At 46.7% G+C, this 22,336-nt stretch carries 16 protein-coding genes; 7 read left to right on the top strand and 9 right to left on the bottom strand.

Features of this window, described 5'->3' with window-relative positions; all coding sequences use genetic code 11:
- Positions 1-39: 39 nt before the first annotated feature.
- Positions 40-891, bottom strand: a complete 852-nt coding sequence (locus ACJJJB_RS16755; protein ID WP_445365199.1) for a universal stress protein — start codon at positions 889-891, stop codon at positions 40-42.
- 2,028 nt (positions 892-2,919) lie between these two features.
- On the opposite strand from ACJJJB_RS16755, the gene ACJJJB_RS16750 reads away from it, so the two are divergent.
- Positions 2,920-5,466 carry an alpha amylase C-terminal domain-containing protein gene (locus tag ACJJJB_RS16750; RefSeq protein WP_445365198.1) on the top strand — a complete coding sequence of 849 codons (2,547 nt, stop codon included), beginning with the start codon at positions 2,920-2,922 and terminating at the stop codon, positions 5,464-5,466.
- An 88-nt stretch (positions 5,467-5,554) separates the two neighbouring features.
- Here the strand turns inward: ACJJJB_RS16750 and ACJJJB_RS16745 are convergent, their stop codons facing one another.
- The 3 genes from ACJJJB_RS16745 to ACJJJB_RS16735 form a co-directional block, all read right to left on the bottom strand.
- Positions 5,555-8,671: an FG-GAP repeat domain-containing protein gene (locus ACJJJB_RS16745; RefSeq protein WP_445365197.1), complete on the bottom strand. Its 3,117-nt coding sequence runs from the start codon at positions 8,669-8,671 to the stop codon at positions 5,555-5,557.
- 302 nt (positions 8,672-8,973) lie between these two features.
- A complete protein-coding gene (locus tag ACJJJB_RS16740) occupies positions 8,974-10,905 on the bottom strand; it encodes an alpha-amylase family protein (protein WP_445365196.1) in 1,932 nt (643 codons plus the stop codon).
- 52 nt (positions 10,906-10,957) lie between these two features.
- On the bottom strand, positions 10,958-13,399 hold the full coding sequence (locus ACJJJB_RS16735; RefSeq protein ID WP_445365195.1) for a glycoside hydrolase family 31 protein: 2,442 nt from the start codon (positions 13,397-13,399) through the stop codon (positions 10,958-10,960).
- 184 nt (positions 13,400-13,583) lie between these two features.
- Between ACJJJB_RS16735 and ACJJJB_RS16730 the strand changes: the two genes are divergently transcribed.
- Together ACJJJB_RS16730 and ACJJJB_RS16725 are read left to right on the top strand one after the other, a co-directional pair.
- Positions 13,584-15,101 (top strand): MFS transporter, encoded by a 1,518-nt coding sequence (locus ACJJJB_RS16730; protein WP_445365194.1) that lies wholly within the window; start codon positions 13,584-13,586, stop codon positions 15,099-15,101.
- Positions 15,102-15,267: 166 nt separating this feature from the next.
- Entirely contained in the window at positions 15,268-16,674 is a 1,407-nt protein-coding gene (locus tag ACJJJB_RS16725; protein ID WP_445365193.1) for an alanine/glycine:cation symporter family protein, read from the top strand.
- 51 nt (positions 16,675-16,725) lie between these two features.
- Here the strand turns inward: ACJJJB_RS16725 and ACJJJB_RS16720 are convergent, their stop codons facing one another.
- Together ACJJJB_RS16720 and ACJJJB_RS16715 are read right to left on the bottom strand one after the other, a co-directional pair.
- On the bottom strand, positions 16,726-17,172 hold the full coding sequence (locus ACJJJB_RS16720) for a L,D-transpeptidase family protein (protein ID WP_169337133.1): 447 nt from the start codon (positions 17,170-17,172) through the stop codon (positions 16,726-16,728).
- Positions 17,130-17,369, bottom strand: a complete 240-nt coding sequence (locus ACJJJB_RS16715; RefSeq protein ID WP_353375589.1) for a hypothetical protein — start codon at positions 17,367-17,369, stop codon at positions 17,130-17,132. Before ACJJJB_RS16715 ends, ACJJJB_RS16720 begins: the two co-directional genes overlap by 43 nt.
- 96 nt (positions 17,370-17,465) lie before the next feature.
- On the opposite strand from ACJJJB_RS16715, the gene ACJJJB_RS16710 reads away from it, so the two are divergent.
- The 4 genes from ACJJJB_RS16710 (at position 17,466) to ACJJJB_RS16695 (ending at position 20,583) form a co-directional block, all read left to right on the top strand.
- Complete coding sequence (locus ACJJJB_RS16710; protein WP_445365192.1) at positions 17,466-17,678, top strand: hypothetical protein; 213 nt, start codon at positions 17,466-17,468, stop codon at positions 17,676-17,678.
- A gap of 456 nt (positions 17,679-18,134) precedes the next feature.
- The gene (locus ACJJJB_RS16705; RefSeq protein ID WP_445365191.1) at positions 18,135-18,452 is read left to right on the top strand and encodes a hypothetical protein; all 318 of its coding nucleotides are present in this window, start codon (positions 18,135-18,137) and stop codon (positions 18,450-18,452) included.
- Between the two features lie 8 nt (positions 18,453-18,460).
- A complete protein-coding gene (locus ACJJJB_RS16700) occupies positions 18,461-18,841 on the top strand; it encodes a DUF1269 domain-containing protein (protein ID WP_445365190.1) in 381 nt (126 codons plus the stop codon).
- A gap of 287 nt (positions 18,842-19,128) precedes the next feature.
- On the top strand, positions 19,129-20,583 hold the full coding sequence (locus ACJJJB_RS16695) for an aryl-sulfate sulfotransferase (RefSeq protein WP_445365189.1): 1,455 nt from the start codon (positions 19,129-19,131) through the stop codon (positions 20,581-20,583).
- Between the two features lie 145 nt (positions 20,584-20,728).
- Here ACJJJB_RS16695 and ACJJJB_RS16690 read toward each other — a convergent pair whose 3' ends face one another.
- Genes ACJJJB_RS16690 through ACJJJB_RS16680 form a run of 3 tightly spaced genes read right to left on the bottom strand, consistent with a single transcriptional unit; the run spans position 20,729 to position 22,240 of the window.
- Positions 20,729-21,019 (bottom strand): putative quinol monooxygenase, encoded by a 291-nt coding sequence (locus tag ACJJJB_RS16690; RefSeq protein ID WP_445365188.1) that lies wholly within the window; start codon positions 21,017-21,019, stop codon positions 20,729-20,731.
- A gap of 37 nt (positions 21,020-21,056) precedes the next feature.
- On the bottom strand, positions 21,057-21,509 hold the full coding sequence (locus ACJJJB_RS16685) for a DMT family transporter (protein ID WP_445365187.1): 453 nt from the start codon (positions 21,507-21,509) through the stop codon (positions 21,057-21,059).
- A 56-nt stretch (positions 21,510-21,565) separates the two neighbouring features.
- Positions 21,566-22,240 carry a type 1 glutamine amidotransferase domain-containing protein gene (locus ACJJJB_RS16680; RefSeq protein ID WP_020414394.1) on the bottom strand — a complete coding sequence of 225 codons (675 nt, stop codon included), beginning with the start codon at positions 22,238-22,240 and terminating at the stop codon, positions 21,566-21,568.
- Positions 22,241-22,336: the final 96 nt, after the last annotated feature.

Genomic DNA, 22,336 nt, shown 5'->3' with positions numbered 1-22,336 from the left:
TTTCGATTGCCAGGCCTTAAAGGGCTTTATTAAAGCCGTTCAATCGTGTTTCATTTTAGTGGTAGTGAACTGGTTGCACACCATCACGTCCACGTCTAGCTGGCCGATCACTCGTTCGGCGGTGTTACCGCGCAGGAAGGAGCCGGTTTCACCGTACTGGTTCAGGGTTCCCATTACCACCAGGTCCGCATCAATCTCGCGGGCAATAGTTTCCACCACATCACTGGTATATCCCTGCTTCACGTGAATGCGGTGTGTTGGTACTCCGGTTTTGTCTGCGAGTTTGGCCAGCGCACCTCGATCCGGGTAAAGCATGGAATCCAGGTAGGCGTTTACCAAGTGCAGTTCGGCACCATAGTGACCGGCAATATAAGTAGCCCGCTCGCTGATCTGGCGATTTAGCTGGCGCTGTTCCAGGGTTTTAGCCTGGTAGTTCACGGTGGCCAATACCACTTTTCGCTCTTCCTTGGCGCCAGGACGGATTAGAACCACTGGGCAGCGTGCAGTTTTTAATACCTGCCACTTGGACTCGGCAAAAGTAAAGCGGCGGCTGGATTTTGCGTGTACCGGCAAATAGATCATTTCCGCATTGTAGCGCTTGGATTCCTGCACAATGGCTGCTTGCCAGTCGCTGGACCAGCATACAGTAATTTCACAGGATAGCCCTGCTTCGGAAATAGGCTCGCGGATTTGCTCGCGAAACCAGGATTCATCACGAAAGAGGTGGTCGTTTACTGCGCGCGTATCTACAGCCTCACCATCAACGGCTACAAACACTGCAAGGCGCGGTTGTGGATTGCGCCCGCGGGAAGTGGTCAGAGCTCGCTCCAGAGCTACATGCTTTTCATCGTTGGGGTCCACTACCACGAATACGGTGCTTTGCTGCTCCATCTTTCCTCCAGATCAAAGGGTATTTCTGGTCCCTGCCTTATGCAGTTGACTCTTGGGTCTAATCTATCACGGGGCGATAGTGGCGCGGAGATTTTGTTATTGAAATACGTAGAAATATGCGCCATTTGGCCCTGTTATCGGCGCATAATGAAGCAATGGGGGAAGCACGTATTGAGTTAGATCAAGTTGAGTTGCCAGCAGGGCTATCCTCTGGGGCTATCGATACAATAATCACTATCTGGCTGAAATACATTACTCAGCTATTAGTGATGGCAGTATTTGTTAGGTATTGGCAATAGTTGCAATTACTGATTTGGACAGGCTCGCGACTTGTGCAGATTTTTTGGGGAATAGCTTCCCTGCGGGAGAAGGCTTCTATAACTGGGCAGTTGCTTTGCTTTAGACGGTTAAGAAGCAAGTCCAACATATCTAGAAGTGATTACCTATTTTAGTGCCGTTGTTTTTATACTAGGGTGCATGGTGCCGTATATGTTAGTTCAGCAGGGAGTGGCAATCAATTTGGTTAGGCATTTTACATTGATTTATTGACACCTTCTCTTCCAGTGAAAAATTTCTTAACACCCTGAATTTGCGGTAATTAAGCGTAATGTAGCGGGGCAACTCCCGAAGGGGCAAGAAAAGCCGTTTTTAAAACTCACTGGGAGTATTCGCAGTCTATTTCTTCCAAAACAGAGTAGTTAGGGTCACCATAAATTTGCCTAACTTTACATAATGATAGTGATCCCTGGTATTCCTCAAAATCTTGATGAAGCTGATTTAGCAATGCTTGTTCTATGTTGCCTTTAGATTCTTCTAATTGTGCCCTAAGGTGGAAGCTATTTGGCTTGTACTCAATAAATTGATTGCTCCCTGCTCTATCTTCGAACCTGATGTAGCTACTTATCTGATCATGCATTAGTAGGTAACCATAAAAAGAGGATGCTGAAAGAATACAAGAGACAAAAACTATCAGAGAGGATTTCTTTAAGCTCACCGTATTTATCATGTTTTAACGCTTTGAACAAATACACGCGTTAGTATGCTTGTTTGTTTAGATATGTTAATGGTTGTTCGATAGCTTATTACGCCAGTCCCTATTGAGACATTCAGTTTGAATGTTAAAGCTGCACCTGCTCAGTATAGGGGTTCGTTTCCTTTGGTGGATAAAGTCATTCTTGTTCCTCCTTAAGCCGTGGGTCACAAGAAATTATACTTTGCTCAATAGTTTTTGATAATTGCGGCTTGGAGCTTTTTATTACCTCACTTATCTCCCACTTAAACTAGGAAGAACTTGTAGTTCTAAGCCTTGCCAGAACGACAGCATCAGAAGAACTATATTGTTCTGAAATTTTTGAAGTTTCACTGCCTGAGTATGCAAATGCATACGTGCCAAGCAGGCTGCTAAAAAAGAGGAGTATGACTCTCACATGTTTTGTGATCATTAACGTCCGTAGTTGGGCCTGGCTTGGCGCTTAGCGGAAAGCTGGTCGACAAGCTAAGTTTGTTTTTTGAACAGTGCAGAGCTTCACTTGTCGCTAATTTCAAACCTCTGCAGATAAAGCTACTACGCCCCCCTGAAGGGGGATGTATGCATTAGTACCACTTCTTTACTCTGCTATAGGTCATTCTTCATGGAGGGTGGCCCATTGTACTGGAGTCACTGGGTTAGAAGCACTTATTAGGGTTAAATATAACAACGATAACTAGGTTTAGTTATCTCTCAGGTTGTCATTTCCCGGCAATCATTTGCACTCACTGATGCAAGTCATTCGCTTGGTTGGATTCAACTGGTGAGCATTTGCTGTGAGTACTTAGTAAATTGAACCTCATATTGATTGTTATGCATTAGCTTCTTTTATCTCTGTTGGGAAGCTCTCCTGAGCTTTAAGGCTTGCTGTTTCTAAATTGGTGACTTTGGTATTTAAATTCAGGAAATCTTGCTCCCTTGACCTGCCGTTTGTGTGATTGAGGGCTCAGATACCTGGATTAAAAAAATAACAGCGAAAAGATGACTAAGAGAAAGCAATAATGAACAATCCATTTCCCCTAAAAAGGCTACTGGCCAGTACGGGCCTTGTGCTTGGTACACTATCTAGTGCCCATGTTAATGCCGGTACCGCTTTTGTACATTTATTCGAGTGGAGCTGGAATGATATCGCCAGTGAGTGTGAGAACTTTCTCGGGCCTAAGGGTTTTGATGCGGTGCAAATATCTCCGCCCAATGAGCATATCAGCCTATCCACCTGGTGGGCGCGCTATCAGCCCGTGACTTATACCAACTTAACCAGTCGCAGCGGTACTGAGCAGGAACTGCAAAGCATGATCAACCGTTGCCATGCAGCAGGTGTGAAAGTCTACGCCGATGCGGTAATTAACCATACGGCGGCCTGGAATGGCGGTGGTACCGGTTGGGGGGGCACTCAGTGGACCTTGCTGGACCATCCGGAGTTTTCTTATAACGACTATCACTCCGATTGCACCATCAATAACTACAATGATGCCAATCACGTATGGAGCTGTAGGTTGAGTGGCTTGCCGGATTTGGATACCGGTTCCAGCTATGTACAGGGAAAACTAGCTGGTTACTTGAGTAAATTAAAAGGCATGGGAATTGATGGTTTTCGTATAGATGCGGTCAAGCATATGTCCCCAAGCGATTTACACGCCATTGTGAATCAAGCGGGCAACCCCTGGGTCTTCTCTGAGGTTATTGGCGCTGCCGGCGAAGCTTCGGAAATTCAGCCTTACAATTACACTTTTTTAGGCAGTGTCACCGAATTCAAATATGGCACTGATGTGGCCAGTAACTTCAATGGTCAGATTAAAAATCTTGCCACTATTGGTGAAAGCTGGGGGCTGCTCCCTTCTGGCGATGCGGTACATTTTATCGATAACCACGACCGCGAGCGAGGTCATGGTGGTGGTGGTAATCTGACTTATCACGATGGGGCCAAATACAACCTGGCCAATGTCTTTATGTTGGCTCATCCCTACGGTTATCCCAAGGTAATGTCGGGGTATGACTTTACCGATACTGATATTGGTCCTCCCAGCAATGGCCCGAATAATTGTCAAAATGGTGCTTGGGTCTGTCAACACCGCTGGGGCAATATCGCCAATATGGTAGGTTTCCGTAACTATACCAACGGTACTGCCATGAACAATTGGTGGGACAATGGCAATAACCAGATTGCTTTTGGCCGCGGCAACAAGGGTTTTGTGGTGATCAATAATGAGGGGGGCTCCCTGAGCCAAAGTCTCTACACCGGCATGCCCGCGGGGGATTACTGCAATGTGTTGGCGGACGATAATGAATGCAGTGGTGATGTGATTACTGTGGATGGCAATGGCTATGCTACCTTTAATGTGGCTGCCAACTCTGCTGCGGCAATTCATGGTGGCCAGTTAGTAACACCTTGTGACGATTGCGCTGAACCTGGCTTCCCTAGCCTGTACTTCCGCGGTACTGCCAATAACTGGGGCAGTACAGCATTTGAACAGGTGGGCGATAATATCTGGCAGTTGGTAGTGAACTTTGACGGTCAGGCGGACCAGCGCTTTAAACTGGATATTTATGGTGATTGGGCCGAAAATTACGGCGATGATGGTGCCGATGGTACTTTGGATAAGACCGGTGCAGATATTTATACTTCTGTAAGTGGTAATTATCGAATCGAAGTCAATGATCAGAGCCTGAGCTATACCCTTACTGAAGTTTCCTCCCAGCAGGCACCGGTAGCGGTTGTCTCTCCCTCAGCAGTTACCGTTGCGATCAATCAAAGTATCACTCTGGATGCCAGCGCTTCTAGCGATACTGATGGCAGTGTGGTGTCCTATAGCTGGAGTAGTGGTGGCAGCAACGTCAGTACTTCCCTGAGTTTCGACAGTGCTGGTACCTATACAGAAACAGTGACGGTAACGGATAACGATGACCTGACGGATAGTGCCACTGCGACTATTACAGTGATTGATCCCAATGGAGGCTATGCACAAAACTTCACTGCACTGCATTTTCGGGGAACGCCCAATGGCTGGGGCACTCAGGCCATGAGTTTGGTAGCGGATAATACCTGGCGTACAACAGTCGTTTTTGATGGCAGTAGTAATCAGCGTTTCAAGTTTGATGTAAGTACTAACTGGGATGAAAATTACGGGGATAACAATGCCGATGGGTTTCTGGAGCAGGGCAGCAATGATATTTATACCAATGTGGCTGGTACTTATCTTGTTGAAGTGAATGATAAAACACTCAGTTACTCCCTAACCTGTGTGGATTGTGGCGGCCACGCCTCTAATTTTTCCTCCCTATATTTCCGTGGAACGCCAAATAATTGGGGAGCTGAGGCAATGCAGTTAGTGGCGGATAACCTTTGGGAAATTTCGGTTAACTTCGATGGTCAATCCCAGCAGCGTTTTAAATTTGATGTCAATGGTGACTGGAGTGAAAACTACGGCGATAACAATACCGACAAAATTCTTGAGCGGGATGGTTCTGATATTTACATCTCTGTTACAGGAATTTATACGGTGCGGATTAATGATCAAACGATGACTTACAATGTGGATGGTCTATAGATGAACAAATAAAGCAGGCCTTGCATTAGGCCTGCTTTATTTTTTCTTGCTTTAAATTGTCAATATATACAGAAAAGAATAGTTTAGGTTATCGAGTTACATTAATAGTGAGCTCCCCCGACAACCATGTTAATTCATAAATTCCATCTTTATTGGTGTCTGTAAAATTCATGTGCCTCCACGGAGAGGATGCCAATTCGGGTGATATGCTAATGGTTTTCCCAGTTTTGGGGTCCATTTCCGCAATGTAAACTGTATTAAATTTAGCTATAGCTAATAAAATGTTTCTGTGTGATAAGCCGTAGTTCTGTATCTGTATTGCATTAACCCGATCGACATCTGGAAGGTAAGCAACACTCCTCACACTTAAATCTTGATTTAATATCATCACCCAATGGTGGTTGTATTCGGGTCTTAAACCCATCGTGACAATAATTTCATCAATTGAATCTCCATCTATATCCCCCGTTTCTATAGGATTGAACCATATGTCTTCAATATTTTCTGAAAATATTGGGTCTCTAAACCCATCTGGAGTATCGTTAATTTGGAATTGAAATACTGGGGATTGGTAGCTATTTTCTTCAGTTAAAATACTTATTTTGTCGTAGTTTGAGACAGCAATACCCATCTTCCCACTGTTGTTGATATTGAATAATTCTAGATGGTTGCCACCATCAGATGTATTACTCCAAATTAATTCATAAGTGTTTGCATTATAGGCTTGTAGAGATGAGTCCTCATTCGTGACTACGATGCTGCTTTCCGTATTATTGCCAAGTTTACCTACTACCATGTGCCTTGGATCTGACCCTGTGGCTTCTCCAGACCAGATTATTGACTCTGAAAAGAAATCATAAATTCCAGGCCTTTCATTATTTACGAAAATTAGCTCTTTTATGCCGTTATCCTGTAAGTCTAAAAGTGTTAATTGAGTGTCATAATCATCGCCTTTTGGAAGGTAGATTTCTGGGCTCAAAGAGGTTTTTCCGTTGCTTGAGTCTAAAGAAAATACATATGTGGGTTCATCTAGGGAATTCGAAAGAACTAAAGCGTGGATCTCAGAAGTATTAGACTCATGTTGTTCTATAGGAAGCATGTAGCTGCGGAAGTTGGGTGCTCTTTCATCTGAATTCCATTCTAACTGGAGCTTAGAGTCTCCTGGATTTTCTGAGAAAATTGCCAAATTCTTTCCATCGTAATAAAGATACTCCAGTTCTGGATCTCCATCCATATTGAAAATCATCACATTTGAGGAGAATTGATTAGGTATTGTTCTTTCTCCTGTTAATAAGCTGGTAAATTGGAGAGTATCTGGGCTAAAGGAATATACTACTGGGAACGAACCTGATGTCGTCACAAACCTTGCAGACGTTTCCTCTGGAGGTTGGATGATGCGAAAATAATCTATGGAACCCGGATTCTCAGCGATTATGCTTTTCGTTGTAGTGTCGTACGCAGTAAGATATCCGGTGTCCGGGTGAATTCCAATAATTTCCTCTACCCCATCCATATTTATATCTGCTGTTTCTATACTACGCCATTCTCTAGTAAAACCATTCTTATGGTGCCAAGCTGTTTTATAACTATTTCCATCACGGTCCAATAGAAAGCCATTACCGGTTACGATTTCCATTTCATCATCAAGGTCTAAATTACCGATGGTAAAATTAGTTCCTAGGGCTAGTGATTCTGACTGCCATTTAATTGAAAAATCTGTGCTGTCCAGAATGACTAGTTTTTCTTTGCGCTGATAACCGTCAGGTACTGGAAAGGGGGAGGTTGTGGTTTGGACTAATAGAATGATCTCTAAATTTGGGTCATTGTCCAGATTGTAAACCTTGATTTCATGAATATCGTAACCATCAACACTTGAAATTTTCGCAGGCTTAAAATTTTCATTGAATTTATACAGGCCTAATTGGGGCGGATCTCCTACCAAGGAGTTATAATATTTTAACCCTACCAATATTTCATCTAGGCCATTGCCATCGAAGTCGGCAGAGGCAACAGATGAAATAGTTGATGCGGGTGAAAGACCATCATTATAGTTGCTTATCGAGAAAGGGTATTCCCAGTTGATTGCGAAATCAGAACCGTCATATCCCCAGATAGAAAGTCGCCTGCTGTTCTGACTGGTGGACAATACTTCTTGTGCTCCATCTCCATCAAAATCTCCAACAGTTGATAATTGAATCTTAGAAAATATGTTTGAATGGCCTCTTGCAAGTGGAAATTGCCGATTCTGGTCGAGTACTTTAATTGTTCTGCTTTCACTAAGTGAATATTCTGATTGGGTCAGTAGGATTTCCCAAGTGACATCCATCTCCGTATCGAACATAGGCCCAGTTGGCGTCCAACTGACCATACCACTTTCATCCATTTCCATACCATTGGGGCGTGCTTGAAATTCAAGCGTGAATGGATCGTTATCAAAATCTTCAGCTACTATTTGAAAAGTGGCTTCAGCACCATATTGCGCGGTTTCCGGCATATTGACAATAGTCAGTACAGGCAGGGAATCTTGTACCTTAGTGCTGGCAGATAGCTCGGTAGCTAGATCGCCATCTGAGGCGATTAATGTTACTGTTATTTGGTCATCTTTTGAAAAGTAGTCCGAAGGTAATGTATCTGTTGTTACACCGATAACTTCTTTTTGGTTAACTGACCACCGATACGTGGAGGTTATCTGATCACCATCCTCATCAGAGACTGTTGAAGTAACTTTTAGATCCGGCTGGGTAAAAACAGGCAAGTTAATAAAACTTAGGCTCTCGATAACCGGTGTTCTATTTTGAATAGTAATAGATGCGGTTTGCGTTACCGTATCTTTGCCATCGGTGACAGAAGCTTCTACAAGAATATTGTCGCCGCGGTTAAAGTAGGCAGGTTCAAGGTTGCTATTGGTTGCTTCACCAATAACTTCTTCGTTATTTTTCCATATATAACTGACTTCCAGTTGGTCACCGTCTTCGTCGGTTGCATCTAGCTGAATAGAGAGGGGTGTATCGTTATATGCCTGTTCAGGTAATAGTAATAAACTATTGATTACAGGAGGAGTATTGTTTGCTCCATCCCCTTGACCTGAGGAGGGCTCACTATTAGAGCTACTGTTGGATGACCCTCCTCCACAAGCGGTCAATATTATAGACATAGTTGCCAGATTAATGAGTTTAATCCAGGGTTTATTAATATATATACTCACATTGTCCTCCATGTATCTGCAGCAATAATCAACATGATTTCCCTGTAACTGGTTCGAGTGTCTCAGTTATTAGTATTCTATTAGCTAATATTATTGGAATCGATGCATGTTATTTGTAATGGGAGGCAAAATAAATAATTTTTTATTTCTTTAAGTAATTGTTGACTGCTTCACAGTTTTTCGATGCGTATATCTGGTTTTAAATGGGGGATGTGAATGATTTCCAGAAAAGAAATAGCCAGAAATATGATTTTTATCGATTCTGAATTTGTGGGGAGTGTCCACTCCCCGATATAATTTCACTAAATATTTGTTGGTGAATTTTGAGGTGATGCACTTGAAATGTGGAATATGTTACTTTCGAAGGGTTTTAGTTTAAAGTGAATCTTCCCTAGCCTGTTATTTATTAGGAGATTTATCGTCCTATCAGAAATCTGGCCCTTAACCTGATACACTCCATCTTTCAAATTCCATTTACGAAGTAACCCTTCTGGTAAAACAAAATCAAATTCAGAATGTCGGCTGCTGAAGTTGGCTATTACCAATAGTTTTTCACATTTGTCCCAGCGGGCAAAGGAAAATTGCTTTTCCCCATAGCCAGTACTTTGCTTGCGATTGTAGTTATGCAAATCTAAATAGTTACCACGTAAGGCAGAGCTTTGCTTGGAGAAGTTGAGCAGGCGCTGGTAGAAGCTGCGCAATTCTTTTTCTTCTTTTGTCAGCAGAGCAGTGTCAAAAGCGCCCTCATTATTCCAGCGGCGCACACTGGGTATTGACCAGTAGTCGAAAATGGTGGTGCGGCTGGCTTTACCAAAGCCGGCATCTTTGTTGGCGGGTTCTCCTAACTCCTGGCCAAAGTAAACCAGGGTAGGGGCTGGAGAGAGTGCGGCGGATACCAGCATTGCAGGTTTGCCTGCCTCTGGGTTGCCAGAAAATTGTGGGCTGGCAATACGCTGCTCGTCGTGGTTCTCCATAAAGCGCAACATATGAGAGGAAATATCTACCAGGCCTGCCTGCACCTCTGCGATTTTATCTGTACTGCCCTTGTTTTCCATGACCGCGCGAATAGCGTCGTAGGTGCCGACTTTATCGTAGAGGTAATCCATTTTGCCCAGATGCAGATAGTCCCGGTAGCGCTCCGGAGTATAGATTTCGGCAAGTAACAGTGTGTTGGAGTTGCGCATTTTGATGGAGGAATTCAGGTAGCTCCAGAATTCTACCGGTACCATACCGGCCATGTCATAGCGGAATCCATCCACGCCAAAGTCCAGCCAGTAGTGGGCGATATCGCGGAATTTTTCCCAGGTGTCCGGGACTTTCTTGTCTGCCCAAAACTGGGCGTGGGCCCGGTAGTCGCGCTCGGCATATTCCTGGGGTAGCTCAGAAAAATTCTTGTTGTCATCGGGGCGAACGCCAAAATTAATTTTGACCGTTTCATACCAGTCGTGCATGGCAGGTTGTGCACTGCGCGCGCCATTACCGGTCCATTTCGCTGGACTCTCTATAAACTGCCCATCGACAAGATCATTGACTTCGCCATTGAGTGGCTGATAACTGTCTTCTGCAACGGGCACGCGGAAGTCTTCGCCCACCACATAGTAGAAATTGTTGTTGCGGGCGTAGGTGACCTGGGTGTTGTCGCCAGCTCCAAAATCCTGTACGCCTTGGGGTTTATCGAGAGAATGATAGGCGCGGGCTACATGGTTGGGCACTATATCGATAATCACTTTCAGACCGGCCGCGTGGCTGCGTTCCACCAGTGCGCGGAATTCCTGTAATCGCTCTGCTGGGTTATTGGCCAGGTCCGGGTTTACGCTGTAGTAATCCTTGATGGCATAGGGAGAGCCGGCGCGGCCTTTAACCACGTCTGGATCATCGTTACTGATACCGTATTCCGTATAGTCGCCAACGAGCGCGTGGTGCAGGGCACCGGTGTACCAGATATGGGTGGCGCCCAGCGCGTGGATTTCATTCAGTGCTTTTGGGGTAAAGTCGGAGAACTTACCCACACCATTCTCTTCGAGTGTGCCCCAGGGTTTGTTGGTGCTGTTAGTGTTGCCAAATAAGCGCGGCAGCACTTGGTAGATAACCGCTTTTTTCTCTGCAACTTTTTCAGCGGGCTGTATTTCTTCCGGGCCGCTCTCCTGGCTGCAGCTGGCAGCGCCGAATAGAGCAGCACCTAGTAATGAAGCCGAAATGAGTTTGGCAATAAACAGGGAATGTAACTTCTTCATTGTTTCCTGATGACTTTAAAAGTTTTTAGTCAGTGAACAGCGGTTTGCTGAATTATTGATTTTTGAGCGTTAAATCCAGCGGTTCTTTATGCCAGACAAATTTAACCAGCAGTTGCTGCTTGCGCTTGTTGTACCAGGCCCCACGGGGTGTCTGAGCAAGGTCTTTTTCACTGTCGAAAATAGGCAGGGATTTGCCGGTAATATTGAGCTGCACGGGCACTTGTTGCCAGTTGTGAATCTTTAAAGTGACCTTGCGGGACTCCGGCATACCGGTATAGCCCTCGCCTTCACGCCTAAAGGAAAAGGATAAACCCTGCTGTTTGTTTTCTGCTGAGAAATGCAGCTTCTCGTATTTGCCTTTTTCAAAAGCTTGCGCGGTAGCACCATCATCCTCATAAACATAGCGCTCAGATTTTGCTGCTGATGGGTGCGCGTAGTAATCCAAGGTCAGGTTTTTACTGGAGTAATCACGACTGCTGTGAATACCGTCAATGGTGGGAATAATGGCGCCGGCCCGCACCAGTACAGGAATAGTTTTCAGGTTCACTTCTACCAGGGCCTGATCGCCAGAATATTGTTCATCAGTCCAGTAATTGAACCAGGTGCCGCCGGGCAGTTTTACCGCGACCTCATCCACATCTTCTTCCACGACTGGGGCAACGAGGAAATCCTGACCCCACAAGTAAGCATCCTTGTAGTCCAGTAGGGACAGATCACTTTCGTTTTCGAAAAACAGCGGGCGCATCAACGGTATGCCGGTCTGGCTGTTTTCGAAGGCGAGGGTGTAGTTGTAGGGCAGCAGGCGATAGCGCAGTTTTACATATTCGCGCAGGATGTCGCGGGTGCGGCGGTCGTGGAAAACTGGCTCGGAAGCAATATGCTCCTGGGCGTGCGGGCGGTAAACCGGTTGGAATACGCCGTACTGTAACCAGCGGATGTAGAGTTCACGGTCAAATTTCTCACCACCGGCAAAGCCACCCAGGTCTGAATGGGTGTAGCCAAAGCCCAGCAAGCCCATACTCAGAGCCAATTCCGCCTGGGGCTGTAAGCCACCCCATTCCCGAGCAACGTCGCCGGTCCAGGGGATCATGCCGTAGCGCTGGGAGCCGGCAAAACCGGCGCGCATCATAATAAAGGGGCGGCGTTCAGGGTGTTTTGCCGTTTGGCGTTCGTGTAGTAATTGTGCCCAGGCGTGGCCGAAGGCGTTGTGGATTTCATCGGCCATACCGATTGCGTGAACGGTATCGGAGGGGTGAACTTCCGGTTCACCCAGGTCGCCCCACCAGCCAGCTACGCCCTGTTCCAATAACCCGTCGTAAATATTCCAGAACCAGTCGCGGCCATCTTCGGAGAAGACATCAATCAAGCCGGTATTGCCGAAGTAGAAATCAAAACGCTTGGGCTCTCCGGCCAGGTTTTTGGCCAGGGCATTATTCGCCACGGCTTCCTGCCAGCGCTCGGAGGTGGAGAGGACAAAAGGCTCGGTCACCAGGATGGTATTGATACCGCGTTTTTTAAGGTCGGCCATCATCTTTTCTGGTTCGGGAAAGGCTTCCTTGTCCCAGGCCAGGTTGCCCATATGGCCTTTGATATCCGGGCCAAACCAGTAGAGATCCAACACCAGGGCGTCCAGGGGGAAATCTTCTTCGGCAAACTTATCCACGGTTGCGCGGACTTCGGCTTCGCTGTGATAGCCAAAGCGGGAGGCGAAGTTACCCAGGGCCCAACGGGGTGGCAGGGGCTGTTTGCCGGTGGTGGATACATAATTTTCCAGCAACTGTGGATAAGTCTCACCGGCTACCACGATGTAAGCGGTGCGCCCGGCTACGGCTTCAAATTGCAGGATATCTTCTTCGTTTGCGCCCAGATCCAGGGTGCCGGTGGCAGAGTTGTCGAACAGCAGAATGTATTTGTTGCTGGACAGTACTGCAGGCAGGGAAAAATACATCTGGTTGGATTCGGTGGTGTACCCGTAATGGGCACGGTTATACAGGGGCAGGCGTTGACCGCGACGGTCCATCCCCATAACCCGCTCTCCACCGCCCAGTAGTTTTTCCTCTGGCGACAGTGCAAAGCGGAATCCGCGCATTGTCTCGGTGGCAAAGAAGCCGCTTTCTTCACTTAGGATTGGCTCTTTACCGCGAAAGTACTCAATTCGGAAGGGAGACTTGTGGATAATTGCTGTAAGGGAGCCAGTTTGGTAGATGAGCTTGTCCTCTCCGTCCCGCAACTGGGCCTTGAACGAACTTTCCGGCTTGTCGTCAATAGCAAAAGAAGGCAGCTGTTTGATACCTTCGCTGTGGTAGTGCAGGGAGAGTGCCGAAGGGCCGACCGGTGTAAGGGAGACCTCGCCATCATTTAATTGTATGGTAAGTGAGTCTTTGCTTTGCTGATGTGCCAGGTAACTTCTTGATTCACCGGCTACAGCGAGTACGCTCAAGCAGAGGGTGCTGGCAAGGGCAATTAGACGCAGAAGGGGCAGATTTGGGATCATCGCGCGGAACTTCAGTTGATTATTTGACTATTTGTGGCTGCAGGACCTGTGCGGGCACAGGGGACCCAAGCCTATGCTAAGGCACTATTTAGTGCTTGCATCCTCCCCCTGTGGGGAGGATGGAGACCTGAGGTTGGCGTGACAGAATGGCAAAATAAGCATAAATAGAGATGCGGTGATCCCAATGACCCAATCAGTAAACGGCGCCGCCGCGCCCCGGGCCCAACAGCCGAGCCTGCCCTTCTGGCAGGTATGGAATGTCAGCCTCGGATTCCTGGGAGTGCAGTTTGGCTTCTCCCTGCAAAATGCGAATGCCAGCCGGATCTTGTCTGATTTGGGAGCGGATTTACACTCGCTGTCACTTTTCTGGATAGTGGCTCCGCTGATGGGGCTTATTGTGCAGCCTATCGTGGGCTCTGCTTCGGACCGTACCTGGAGCCGTTTTGGGCGCCGCAATCCGTATATCCTGTTTGGTGCTATTGCCGCAGCTCTGGGTATGGCGTTTATGCCCAATGCTGGAATTGTCGTAGCTCTGGTGGCGCCAATTTTGTTCGGCGGTGTAATGCTGGCACTGATGGATGCCGCCTTCAATGTCACCATGCAGCCTTTCCGCGCACTGGTGGCAGATATGGTGCCCTCAGAGCAGCGCACCTTGGGATATTCCATCCAATCCCTACTGATTAATATCGGTGCCATTTTTGGCTCTATGCTTCCATTTATCCTCACCAATGTTATCGGCCTGGAAAATACTGCCCGTGCCGGCGAAGTGGCCCCTTCGGTGATCTGGGCTTTTTATATAGGTGCAACAGTATTATTGGGTAGTGTGCTTTGGACAGTTGTGCGTACCAAGGAATACCCACCGGAGCAGTACAATGCTTATAAAGGCCTTGATGCGGAGCAGTTGCAAAAAGAGCGGGAACAGAAAGGGACACTTTTACAACGTTTGGGTGGCTTTTTCCGTTTGATGCTGAGTATGCCCCGCACTATGCGCCAGTTGGCCCTGGTGCAATTCTTCTCATGGTTCGCCCTGTTTATTATGTGGGTATACACAACCCCAGCGATTACCCAGCATGTTTGGGGAGTGGAAGCCAAGTGGTTTGATCCCGCTTACCTTGAAACTGTAAGTGAAATTCCCACGTATATCGCCGCAGCTAAGGGTGCGGCGGGTGACTGGGTGGGCATTATCTTCGCTGCCTATTCGCTGTTTGCTGCGTTGTTTTCGATTGTGTTGGCGAGGGTGGCTCAACTGCTGGGGCGCAGACTGACTTACTCACTATCTTTAGCGCTGGGAGGGTTGGGTTATATTGGGTTCTTGCTGTTTCAGGGTGGCGAGCCGACCGAGGTGAATCTGCTGATCACCCAGGTCTCTGTGCCCAACGGTGCACTGGGTTTGTTACTGCCAATGATTGGTGTCGGTATTGCCTGGGCGGCAATTTTGGCAATGCCCTACGCGATCTTATCCGACACCCTGCCGGCAGATAAAACCGGTGTGTATATGGGAATCTTTAATTTCACAATTGCTGCACCCCAGATAATTTCTGCTTTGGTGGCGGGGCTGATCTTGAAGTCGGTGTTCGACAACCAGGCGATTTACATTATTGTTTTGGCCGGGGTGAGTATGCTGCTCGGTGCGGTATCAGTATTTTTTGTGCGGGAAACTGTAGAATCGGAAACTGAATTACGGGCTGGTACTACAGCTTAAATTAAATCCCTTTTTCCGCTAATAAGCCCCTTATTCAGGGGCTTTTTTATTGGTGTTAGTCTATCTGAATGGATTGGCCAGAAACTCTGGGGGAGCCCCTGGATTTTGACAGTTTGGTGCCTGTCTACCTAGACTGGCCCTGTCTCACAGAAAATTATAATCTCCTATGTCCTTTTTTAATGTAATCGAACAAGCGCTAAAGATCTTTGCCGATTTTGTCTGGGGGCCACCGCTGCTTGTCTTGCTAGTTGGTGGCGGATTGGCATTACTGCTTTATTCTCGCGGCCGACCCTATCGTCATTTGGGGCACAGTATCGGGCTGTTAAGTGGTCGCTATGATGACCCAAATGATCCAGGCCAGGTAAATCATAGCCAGGCACTATCTACAGCACTTTCTGGTACTCTGGGGCTGGGCAATATTGCCGGTGTGGCCATTGCCATTACCGCCGGTGGGCCGGGGGCCATTTTTTGGATGTGGGTTACCGCTTTGGTGGGGGTGGCTACAAAATTTTATACCGCGACCCTCGCCGTGATGTTTCGTGGCAGTGATACGAATGGGGAGCTGCAGGGTGGTCCCATGTATGTCATCCGTGAAGGTCTTGGTAAACGCTGGATGCCACTGGCTGTTTTATTTGCTGTGGCCGGATTGTGCGGCATGTTGCCGGTATTTCAGTCCAACCAGACTACTCAATTATTGCGAGAGTCTTTCGCCGAACCGCTGGGCTGGGTAGCACCGGGTGGTTCTCTGTTGTTTGATTTTATTATTGGCTTATTAATCGCTATTGCCTCAGCGTACGTGATTGCCGGGCGAATCCAGCGTATTGGCAAATTTTCCGAGAGAATTGTGCCAGGGATGGTGCTGTTTTATTTCACCTTGACCCTGATTGTGATCGGAAATTTTTGGGAGCAGGTTCCAGCGGCATTTGCCCTTATTTTTAGTGATGCGTTTAGTGGCCAAGCGATTGCCGGTGGTGCTCTTGGTACAGTGATCACGATCGGCGTAAGCCGAGGGGCTTTCTCTAATGAGGCGGGTATCGGTACCGAATCATTGGCGCACGGTGCGGCAAAAACCTGCGAGCCGGTGCGCGAAGGCGTGGTTGCTATGTTGGGGCCTATTGTGGATACCCTGCTGATCTGCACCTGTACCGCCCTGGTAATATTACTTACCGGGGCTTGGAAGCAAGGTGAGGGTGTGGCTGGTGTGACTCTGACCGCACAGGCATTTTCTCAGGTGTTTGGCCAGTTGGGGCCCATTCTGTTGCTGTTTATGGTGTTTCCCTTGGCCTTTAGTACAATCGTTACCTGCTGGTACTACGGTATGAAGTGCTATGTGTTTCTTTTTGGCAGTCGCTGGCAGGGGCTTTATACCGGGCTCTATATGGTGCTGATTGTGTTGGGGGCGGTGGCGTCCTTGAGTGCAGTTAACAGTATTATTATTGGCATGTACGCTGTGATGGCCGTACCTACCATGGTATCTACACTGTTGCTGGCGCGACATGTTAATCGAGCTGCTCATGATTATTTCACCCGCATGGAAGTTTCAAGGCGGAAGGGGGCAAAAGTTTCCCAATAAAAGAAAAAGGCGAACTGTTAAGTCCGCCTTTTTATAGCGCTCCAATTTTGCCTAAGGTACGACGGATACCTTTGTTCCAACTCTAGCGTGGCGATAGAAAATCTTCGCCATATGCCAGGGGATACGGATGCATCCATGGGAGGCCGGGTAACCGGGTACATAACCGGCGTGCATGGTGACCGGGCCGTTAATCCGCATCATGTAATCCATTGATGCGCCGCGGAAGCGAGACCCGGCGGGTTTGCGATGGCGGCGTACATCCACATTGCTGCGCAGTACTTGGCCGCGGGCACTGATATAGTGACCGTATAAGTTTGAGCGATGACTATATTTCTTCTCAGAAATACGGAAGTTGCCTGTGGGAGTGCGATGGCCGGGTTTGCCGGTAGAGACAGGAGACATACCGGCAAGGCGCCCACCTTTATAGAAGTAGGCTATCTGGTCACTAAGGTCGATCACAATGCGTGGCGTACCCTGCACATGGGCTTTGAACCACATATGCTGGCCATATCGTGGTTGTGCCCTTTGGTATCGGCCATATCGTGGTTGTGCCCTTTGGTATCGGCCGTATCTTGAATATCCCCTTTGATTCCTGCTGTATCTCGAGTGTCCCCTGTAATCCCTTCTGTATCTGTAATCCCTGCTGTACCTGGAATGCCCGCCATAGTGCCCTCCATGTCCCTGGTGAGAGACATATCTCGAGCCTTGGCGGGCGTGGGGATTGGAGTAATCTACGGCATAGGCCAGGGGAGCTAATATTGCCGATCCTACAACCACCAGTGCGGCGGCGAATGAAGAGTTTTTACGTAGAGATCCCTGCACTTTTTGTAGGGGTGTTTTCCGTTGTGTATGTATATTTCGATGATTTTGCAGCGAAGGTCGGTTATGCATTACACACCTCTCAATTGCCCGTGGGCTGTGCAAACAACCGCAGTTGCGAACTACTGTTACTAATCCCAGGGCGAGAGACAGGCTCCCAGTTAAGCGGGATAAGACAACAGTGAGTGATTCCCCAGTGCAGATTGCCGTTATATTCGGCATTTACTGCGGGATGGGTTAGCAGTGGTATTTGCCACTACAGGTCAAGAGGATGTTAAGGTCGCCATCTTGGGCCAATCACACCAAAATGGAATAAGGGACTTCTTTGTTAGTGCCAAGCTTGTTGGTCAGCGTTTGAACTAATAAAGCTGATACCATTTCGGACTACTCGGTGCCCCTATTTTGTCTACCGATTATCCTTTGACAGAAAAGATTGAGCGAAAGGGGTTTTATGAAAACTTAAGTTCATGGAATAGAAAAATATTCTCCGGATAACTGGTAGAGATGGAGACGTGATGTAGTAAAAAGGGGGGAGTAAAATAATTATGAAAAAGTATCTAAATAAGAGCAAGAATATACTGGATGATTTATCTTCGTGAATTCCTGAGGGCTTTACTTCCGGTGTTAAGGTTGTTCAGGGTTTGATTGAAGAGCTGCCTGTTTTTGCCTCTTCCGAGAGGAATAATAAAACTGCTCAGATCTTTGATGAAAAACACTACTTTGTAATTCCTTTTGAACTTTCAGAGGTAGGTTTTACCTTGCATACTATGCGGTGTCTGCCCAAAGAAACCCCAGAGGTTAATGACCTGCCTAAGCGGCGTATTTTCACTTCTCCAATGAATATTATGAAGGCAGCCTGCGTAAATTCATGGTGGAGTCTGCCGTGGAATTTTCACTTGAGCATAAAGAAAAGCACAGAAATCCTTAAGCCAAGCTTGCCGATGATATTGACGCTTTAGATAGAAAAATGACTGTGGGAATGTTGCTCATTGGTGGTGTGGCGGCGGTTTTCAATCCTATTGTTGGTGCTGGATTGGCAGCGAAAGTACTGGTTCCCGGTGTAGGTGGGATAGTCAACAAATTTGGATTGCGTCCAGTCGGTGAGAAAATTGATGAAGCTCAATCTAAGAGAGCCATAGCAAAAGCAGAGAAAGACGTTGCCCTAAAGTTTTCTGAGGCTAGTACTCTCAAGGTTGTCAATCCAATTTTACAGGAATTGGAATTGGCTTTAAGAATTACGCAAGAACAACATGATCCGTTGAATGACCCTAATCTGGCTAGTGGATCAATTCAAAAATTGGATGGCAAGCACTGGAGAGGATTAACTGAGAAAGCAATTTTTCATTAATATAAAGATATTTATTCTAATAAAAGCTGGCGTAAAAAGCACACCTGGGCCCAGAAGATTTATGCTGGCTTAAAGTTTTGTTTGCCGATATTAAAAACTGATTTACGTATGTTATTTGTTTTTTGGGGATGGTATTAAACTTTTTCCTGTTTTTATGAAAATGTTCGAATAGATATTGTTATGAATGTGGTATTTGCTTATGGAAGAGTAAAAAATTAATTTTATGTAAACCAAATCCCTTGAGTTCCGTTGAATAGTTGGGTTTCCATAAATAAACGGAGTAGAGCATGTATAAGAAGAATGTGTTACTGAAATTTTTTTTATTATTTTATATATTCCTTAGCGGGTTTTCCAGGGCAGAGGTGAGTCAGGCGGATGAAACAACTCTGGGGGCAGTGGAGTTAATACTGAGCCCTCATCCTGATAATAGTCTGATGGTTAATGCCAGTGTGGTCACAGCGTCTAATGCGAGAGTGGCCATCAGATTCAACTCTGCTGATACAGAAAGAAGGCGTACGGCTTATACTGATTTCGGGACTGATCATAACCGAGTAGTGCTCGGTTTGCGATCTGATACGACTTATCAATTCACAGCAGTAGCTGTATTTGAGTCTGGTGAAAAAATATTGAGTGAGGCTGTGGAGTTTAAGACGGGCCCTCAACCCACTGGAGTACCTGAGGTAAATCTTCTTGCAAAAAATGAGCAGGGTGAAGGGGGGCTTACCGTTTTCGCGCCATCAGGCAATACTGGTAGTACTTTCTGGGGATTTGATGAAGAGGGCGAGCTTGTCTGGTACTTACATGGTGATTTGCCTGCAACAGGTACCAAGATAGCGAGAAATCTGCATGATGGACGCCTACTGTTGTTATTGAGTGGTGAGGCGCGCACTATTTCATTTACAGGGGAAACCCTATCCTCTATTGAGCTGCCCCCTTACCATCATGATGCTCTATTACTAGAAAATGGTCACATACTGCTATTGAGCAATGAAACCGAAACAATCAATGGGACTTTATTACAGGGAGACGCAATTATAGAGCTCGATACCCAGGGTAACATTGTATGGGAGTGGTCTGCTTTTGATCACCTGGATACAGGCCGTTTCCCAGGCGATCTGGCCGCAAGAGTGTTACCCAATGGGGCTCTGGATTGGACTCACTCTAATGCACTGCATTATATCGCTGAAGATGATTCTATTCTTCTCTCCAGCCGTTCCCAAAGTTGGGTGGTCAGTATCGACCATAAGAGTGGTGAAATTAACTGGATTATGGGGAGGGACTCAGTAGTTTCTAAAGAGCTATCAGAGAAGTTGTTCGCCCTTGATAATGGAAGCTGGATGGCTTCCCAGCATGCTGCAATGAAGACAGGCGATGGAGAAATATTAGTCTATGACAATAGAAATGAGTCTGAATTAAGTGGAGATATTTACAACAGCCGCGCAGTTAAATTTCGATTAGATACGGAAACTATGTCTGCGGAGCAAACCTGGGAATTTGTTGCGCCTAAATATACTGCATCTCTTGGAGATGTCGATGAGCTTATAGGTGGAAATATCTTAATATGTGCTGGGGGCCCAGGAAGTGCAAGTACAGGTGGTGATCGCAATGCGCACTTGATAGAAGTGACATCAGGAGATATACCTGAGACTGCTTGGGAGGTGGAGGTTGTTGATACCACAATTTACCGAGCAGAGCGTGTTAGTTGGGCTGAACTTTTAGGAAGAAGTTCTGGAAACAACTAGTTTGATAGCCGCTTCATTATTACCCTTTTCCAATTCATAAAGGCCTACCTTTAAAAGCCCAGCAAGTCCACAGTTAATCAGATGCTGTGGACTTGCTTTTACCTATTGAGTGAAAACTCCATAATCAGTTAACTTAATTTATATTTTATAATTCAGTGTATTTTTCAATTCTTGCTTCTTCTGCTAAAAGTGGGGCTAGCTGGGATAGTATATTTTTCAAATGGTCTGTGTTCCAATGCTGCTGCTCAGCTTCCGCAGACTCCCACAGTTCAAGAGTCGTAAATATATTACTCTGATACGTGGCGGGCAGTATTTTATAATATAGGCAGCCGGATTCATTTTCAGATTCCTTTGCCAGTTCTGTTAGCAGTTTTAATACCGGGGATGCCTTATCCGGCTGGGCTGTGACTCGCGCCATAACGTATAAATTAGCCATTGCTTCTACTCCAAAGGTTTAAATTGTGCTTAAAAGGTCACGAAGTGCGTTTAACTACTAGCAAAACACCAATAACCATCATGGCCAGTCCAATTAGGCGCTTTGTGTCCAGGCTGGATTGCTGCGCCCCAAGTAATCCGAAGTGATCGATAACACTAATAGCGAGCAGCTGTCCAAGAAGAACGAAAGATACTGCATTGCCCACTCCATATCTTGGGGACACCCAAGTGACACTCAATATATAAAATGCGACTAAAATCCCGCCGAGGTAGAAATACCAGGAAATGCCTTTGTGAAAAATTTCGCCTGGGATTCCTTCCGTTTTAAAGAGGTAAACTGAGGAGATTACCAATCCAATAAAAAACAGTAATGTCGTTGCCAGGGCTGAGCTACCGAGCTTAACACCGAGACCACTGTTCAGTGTTGCCATTACCGGTATACCGACACCTGCCAGGAGCATTAAGGACGGATAAAAAATTGCATTTTGCACTTTTGGAACCTCTACTCAAGGTTGTGGGCCGGTACTTGGACCGGCCCGCAGCCCTATTAGCTGGCAAGTTGCTTGGCAATGGCCAAGCCTACGCCGTGTGCGCTAGCTGGGTTTTGGCCGCTGATTACACGTCCGTCCTCAATAACAAACTCCTGCCAGGGCTGGACTTTGTTAAACCGGGCCGAAGTTCTAACGAGAGACTCTTCTAGCAGGAAGGGAATATCGTTAATAGTACCGAAGTCAATCTCTTCTTCGCGGGTAAAAGCCGTTACCGATTTGCTGGCCAAAAGCTTTTCCCCGTTGCTTAGGGTGATGGGCAGGAAGCCAGCTGGACCATGGCAGACTGCCGCCAGGATGCCGCCTTTTTCATAGTGCTCAGCACTCAGTTTGGCGAATTCTTCATTAGTTGCCAGATCGGAGAGCAAGCCGAATCCTCCTGGATAAAATACTGCATCGTAGTCGTCAATATTCAGCTGATCTACGGGGATGGTATTGTTGATACGGTTCTGGAAATCCTCATCGTCCAGCATCTTCTGGTTCACCTCATCGCCCTCAATATCCGTACCGTAAATAGGAGCCTTGCCGCCTTTGATTGAGGCAATATCGTAGTCGATGCCATTCTCCTTAAATACATGAACGGCATGGGTCAGTTCGGGTGAGTAGGTGCCGTTGGCTTGATCGGTTTCACCCAGGGTGGCGTGATTGGTAACCGGGATAAGTACTTTCTTCATGTCTGTTTCCTCAATCGGTAAGCATTCAGTGGGGAGGGATTGTAGATTGTCCTTAATCTGCTGATAATATATCTATTCGGTTAAATACCTTTGCTG

Source organism: Microbulbifer variabilis (assembly GCF_052468405.1).
Note: the sequence above shows the minus strand (reverse complement) of the source record. Positions and strands in the feature narration are given on the sequence as shown.

What these genes read in the sequence shown, in the direction of transcription:
- ACJJJB_RS16700 (WP_445365190.1), top strand. Translation starts at nt 18,461, where the DNA reads ATGACTGTGGGAATGTTGCTCATTGGTGGTGTGGCGGCGGTTTTCAAT.
- ACJJJB_RS16740 (WP_445365196.1), bottom strand. Translation starts at nt 10,905, where the DNA reads ATGAAGAAGTTACATTCCCTGTTTATTGCCAAACTCATTTCGGCTTCA.
- ACJJJB_RS16690 (WP_445365188.1), bottom strand. Translation starts at nt 21,019, where the DNA reads ATGGCTAATTTATACGTTATGGCGCGAGTCACAGCCCAGCCGGATAAG.
- ACJJJB_RS16725 (WP_445365193.1), top strand. Translation starts at nt 15,268, where the DNA reads ATGTCCTTTTTTAATGTAATCGAACAAGCGCTAAAGATCTTTGCCGAT.
- ACJJJB_RS16750 (WP_445365198.1), top strand. Translation starts at nt 2,920, where the DNA reads ATGAACAATCCATTTCCCCTAAAAAGGCTACTGGCCAGTACGGGCCTT.
- ACJJJB_RS16695 (WP_445365189.1), top strand. Translation starts at nt 19,129, where the DNA reads ATGTATAAGAAGAATGTGTTACTGAAATTTTTTTTATTATTTTATATA.
- ACJJJB_RS16710 (WP_445365192.1), top strand. Translation starts at nt 17,466, where the DNA reads ATGAAGAGTTTTTACGTAGAGATCCCTGCACTTTTTGTAGGGGTGTTT.
- ACJJJB_RS16735 (WP_445365195.1), bottom strand. Translation starts at nt 13,399, where the DNA reads ATGATCCCAAATCTGCCCCTTCTGCGTCTAATTGCCCTTGCCAGCACC.
- ACJJJB_RS16730 (WP_445365194.1), top strand. Translation starts at nt 13,584, where the DNA reads ATGACCCAATCAGTAAACGGCGCCGCCGCGCCCCGGGCCCAACAGCCG.
- ACJJJB_RS16680 (WP_020414394.1), bottom strand. Translation starts at nt 22,240, where the DNA reads ATGAAGAAAGTACTTATCCCGGTTACCAATCACGCCACCCTGGGTGAA.
- ACJJJB_RS16715 (WP_353375589.1), bottom strand. Translation starts at nt 17,369, where the DNA reads ATGTCTCTCACCAGGGACATGGAGGGCACTATGGCGGGCATTCCAGGT.
- ACJJJB_RS16720 (WP_169337133.1), bottom strand. Translation starts at nt 17,172, where the DNA reads ATGTGGTTCAAAGCCCATGTGCAGGGTACGCCACGCATTGTGATCGAC.
- ACJJJB_RS16755 (WP_445365199.1), bottom strand. Translation starts at nt 891, where the DNA reads ATGGAGCAGCAAAGCACCGTATTCGTGGTAGTGGACCCCAACGATGAA.